Annotated in this window: 5 protein-coding genes; 2 read left to right on the forward strand and 3 right to left on the reverse strand. The window is 66.1% G+C overall.

Going from position 1 to position 2990, the window contains the following annotated elements; translation table 11 throughout:
• Positions 1-165 (reverse strand): S4 domain-containing protein (locus tag EN750_RS26670; RefSeq protein WP_281062328.1); only part of this gene is annotated, 165 nt, incomplete at its 3' end.
• A 137-nt stretch (positions 166-302) separates the two neighbouring features.
• Between EN750_RS26670 and EN750_RS26675 the strand changes: the two genes are divergently transcribed.
• A complete protein-coding gene (locus EN750_RS26675; RefSeq protein WP_127398403.1) occupies positions 303-749 on the forward strand; it encodes an SRPBCC domain-containing protein in 447 nt (148 codons plus the stop codon).
• Between the two features lie 36 nt (positions 750-785).
• On the opposite strand, the gene EN750_RS26680 is transcribed toward EN750_RS26675, so the two are convergent.
• Positions 786-1619 carry a helix-turn-helix transcriptional regulator gene (locus tag EN750_RS26680; RefSeq protein WP_164748891.1) on the reverse strand — a complete coding sequence of 278 codons (834 nt, stop codon included), beginning with the start codon at positions 1617-1619 and terminating at the stop codon, positions 786-788.
• Positions 1620-1709: 90 nt separating this feature from the next.
• Between EN750_RS26680 and EN750_RS26685 the strand changes: the two genes are divergently transcribed.
• Positions 1710-2600 carry an SDR family oxidoreductase gene (locus EN750_RS26685; RefSeq protein WP_127398405.1) on the forward strand — a complete coding sequence of 297 codons (891 nt, stop codon included), beginning with the start codon at positions 1710-1712 and terminating at the stop codon, positions 2598-2600.
• A gap of 80 nt (positions 2601-2680) precedes the next feature.
• Here the strand turns inward: EN750_RS26685 and EN750_RS26690 are convergent.
• The coding region (locus EN750_RS26690; RefSeq protein ID WP_189526469.1) for a dihydrofolate reductase family protein at positions 2681-2990 on the reverse strand (310 nt) is incomplete at its 5' end.

Below are 2990 nucleotides of genomic sequence, written 5' to 3' on the forward strand. Positions count from 1 at the left end.
CAGGGCTGCATTGCGCACCACCTTGCCGCCGATGCGCACACGGCCTTCGGCGATCAGCACCTCGGCCTGCGTGCGCGAGCACAGGCCGAGCTTCGACAGCGCCCGGTTGAGACTGACGCCGGGCGCCGCCTGCCTGCCGCTCTGCCGTGTCTGCCGTGGTGTCATGCTGCCCGTCTGCGCTGGTGGAGCCGACAGATGCCACGGGCCACGATCGCTTCGCAAGCCGCGCTGCTGCCTTCGCATGCGCCGCACCGCCCGAACGACGATATTGTCGTCGCCGCATCCGCGATAAATTGCAGCGCATGAGTGAGTCTGCCGCACCGATCATCAAGACCGTCGTCATCGCTGCAACGCCTGCCAAGATTTGGCAGGTGCTGACGACGCCCGCGATGATCCCGCAATGGATGTCCGACGAGGCGCTGACCGTCAGCCTCGAGAGACTTGTCGGCGGCGCGATCTTGATACAGGGAGTGCTGCACGGAATGCCGTTCGAAAACCACGGAACTATCCGGGCTTTCGCGCAGGAGAGGGCGTTCGCCTACAGCTACTGGAGCACGCTGTCGGCCTCGCGTCTGGCGGACGTGCCCGAAAACCACACGGTGGTCAGCTTCGATCTGGCGCCGGCGGATGGGGCAACGCTGCTGACGCTGACGCTCAGCGACTTCGCCGAACCGGCGATCCGTCCGCATGCCAATCTCTACTGGGGGCCGACCTTGCAGATCCTGAAGGCGGTTTGCGAGCGCGCTTGAGGGCGGGCGTCTCCCCGCGGACGGATCGTCTGGCCCTTACTCTTTGGGGTGTCGGGCGAGAGCCAGCGCGCGGATGCGGTCGGCGACGGCGCTGTCGACCGGGTTGTAGACGGTCAGGCTCAAATCCGGCCGGCCGTCGACCGCGAAGCCCGAATATTCCAGCTCGATATCGCCGAGTTCCGGATGCTTCAGGCGCTTTGTCCCGTCGCCGTGGCTGAGCACGTCGTTTGCCCGCCACAGGGCGGCAAACTCGGGGCTGGCGCTGCAAAGCTCGTCGACGAGTTCGCGCACCTCGGAGACAGCGCCGGCGCGTGCCGCATCGGCACGGAACGAGCCGACCACGAAACGAGCGAGGTTTTGCCAGTCGTGCTGCCTGGCGCGGATATGGGGACTGAGGAACATGAAGCGCAGGATGTTGCGCTCGCCCTCGGGCAGGGCGCTGTAGTCGGTCAGCACGACCCGCGCGGCGCGGTTCCAGGCAACGACGTCCCACGTAGCGGTCCTGACTATGGCGGGGCTGGCATCGAGCGTGTCGATGAGGCGCTGCAGCCGTGGGCTGACACCCTCGGCACCGGTGTAGCGGACCTCGGGCGGGCGCCCCAGCCCGAGCATGAAAAGATGTTCACGCTCCGCCTCGGTCAGCAGCAGCCCCTTGGCGATGCGATTGAGGACATCGGCCGAGGGCGCACCGCCGCGGCCCTGTTCCAGCCATGTGTACCAGGTCGGGCTGATGTTGGCGCGCTGGGCGACCTCTTCGCGGCGCAGTCCCGGCGTGCGTCGGCGCCCCGAGAAGCCGAAGGACGCCGGATCGAGCCGGGTGCGCCGGTCTTTCAGGAACGCTGCCAGTGAGCCGGCGGAATTGGAGGGCATCCTGTTAGCCATTATACCATGATAAGATCACTACTTTAATAGAATAATAGACCAGCAATATTACGCAGGCAACTGTGCAGGAGATTTTGCATGCGTATCTTTCTCACCGGCGCGACCGGTTTCATCGGTTCGGCCATCGTTCCCGAACTCATCAAGGCGGGTCATCAGGTGATCGGCGTGACCCGCTCGGATGCCGGCGCCGAGGCGCTGGCCGCCGCTGGCGCCGAGGTGCATCGGGGAACGCTCGAGGATCCCGAGGGGCTGCGCGACGGCGCGGCGAAGGCGGAGGCTGTGATCCATACGGCGTTCGACCACGACTTTTCGCGGTTTGCCGAGAATTGCGAAAAGGACAAGCGCGTCATCGCGGCACTCGGTGCCGCACTGGCCGGCTCCGACCGGCCGCTGGTGATCACCTCCGGCGTCGGCATGGGCAGCCCGGGACATCGCGAACTGGCGATCGAAGACGTCTTCAACCCTAGCCATCCCAATCCGCGCATTGCCTCCGAACTGGCCGGCAATGCCTTGCTGGACGCCGGCGTCAACGTGTCGGTGGTGCGCCTGCCGCAGGTCCACAATCCGGTCAAGCAAGGCCTCATCACGCCGCTCATCGAAATCGCACGTGAAAAAGGCGTCTCGGCCTATGTCGGCGAAGGTCGGAACCGCTTCTCCGCGGGCCACCTCCTCGACGCCGCGCGCCTTTACCGGCTCGCCGTGGAGAAGCGGCAGCCGGGCGCGCGCTATCACGCGATCGGCGAGGAAGGCGTCGAGGTGCGCGCTATCGCCGAGGCGCTTGGCCGGGGCCTGAAATTGCCCGTCGTTTCCATCGCGCCGGAAAAGGCTGCGGAGCATTTCGGCTGGATGGCGATGTTCGCGCCGATGGATCTGCCGGCCTCCAGCGCGCTGACACAGGCACGGCTGGGCTGGCACCCGACCGGCCCGACGCTGATCGCCGATCTCGATGCCATGCAATACGCCGATTGACGGACTGAAGCCTCGGCGCCGAAGCGGGCCGCCAATCCGGGATAGCCGGGTTGGCGGTCATTTCCGTTCAGCGAGCAACGTCAAGCAGGGCTGACCGCGTAGCGCAGATGGACGAGCCCATGCGCCAAGGCCTTGCAGCTTTTCAGTGACAACTGCATCTTGCCCGCCAGGCCGCTCTCGCCGAACTCGACGAAGGCCTGGTTGGCGGCGCGTCCATCGATCGCGGGCGCCACGAGAAGGCTCAGCTCATCGACGAGCCCGGCCGCAAGGAACGAACCGTTGATGCCGGCGCCGCCCTCGAGCAGCAGCCGGCTTATGCCGAGTTCGCTGCCGAGCACCTCGAGCATCGCCGCGAGATCGATGTCCGCCGCTTCCGATACGATATAGGAC

The organism is Mesorhizobium sp. M7A.F.Ca.ET.027.03.2.1 (assembly GCF_003999175.1).
In the GTDB taxonomy this organism is placed as follows: Bacteria; Pseudomonadota; Alphaproteobacteria; order Rhizobiales; family Rhizobiaceae; genus Mesorhizobium.

What these genes read in the sequence shown, in the direction of transcription:
- EN750_RS26675 (WP_127398403.1), top strand. Translation starts at nt 303, where the DNA reads ATGAGTGAGTCTGCCGCACCGATCATCAAGACCGTCGTCATCGCTGCA.
- EN750_RS26680 (WP_164748891.1), bottom strand. Translation starts at nt 1,619, where the DNA reads ATGCCCTCCAATTCCGCCGGCTCACTGGCAGCGTTCCTGAAAGACCGG.
- EN750_RS26685 (WP_127398405.1), top strand. Translation starts at nt 1,710, where the DNA reads ATGCGTATCTTTCTCACCGGCGCGACCGGTTTCATCGGTTCGGCCATC.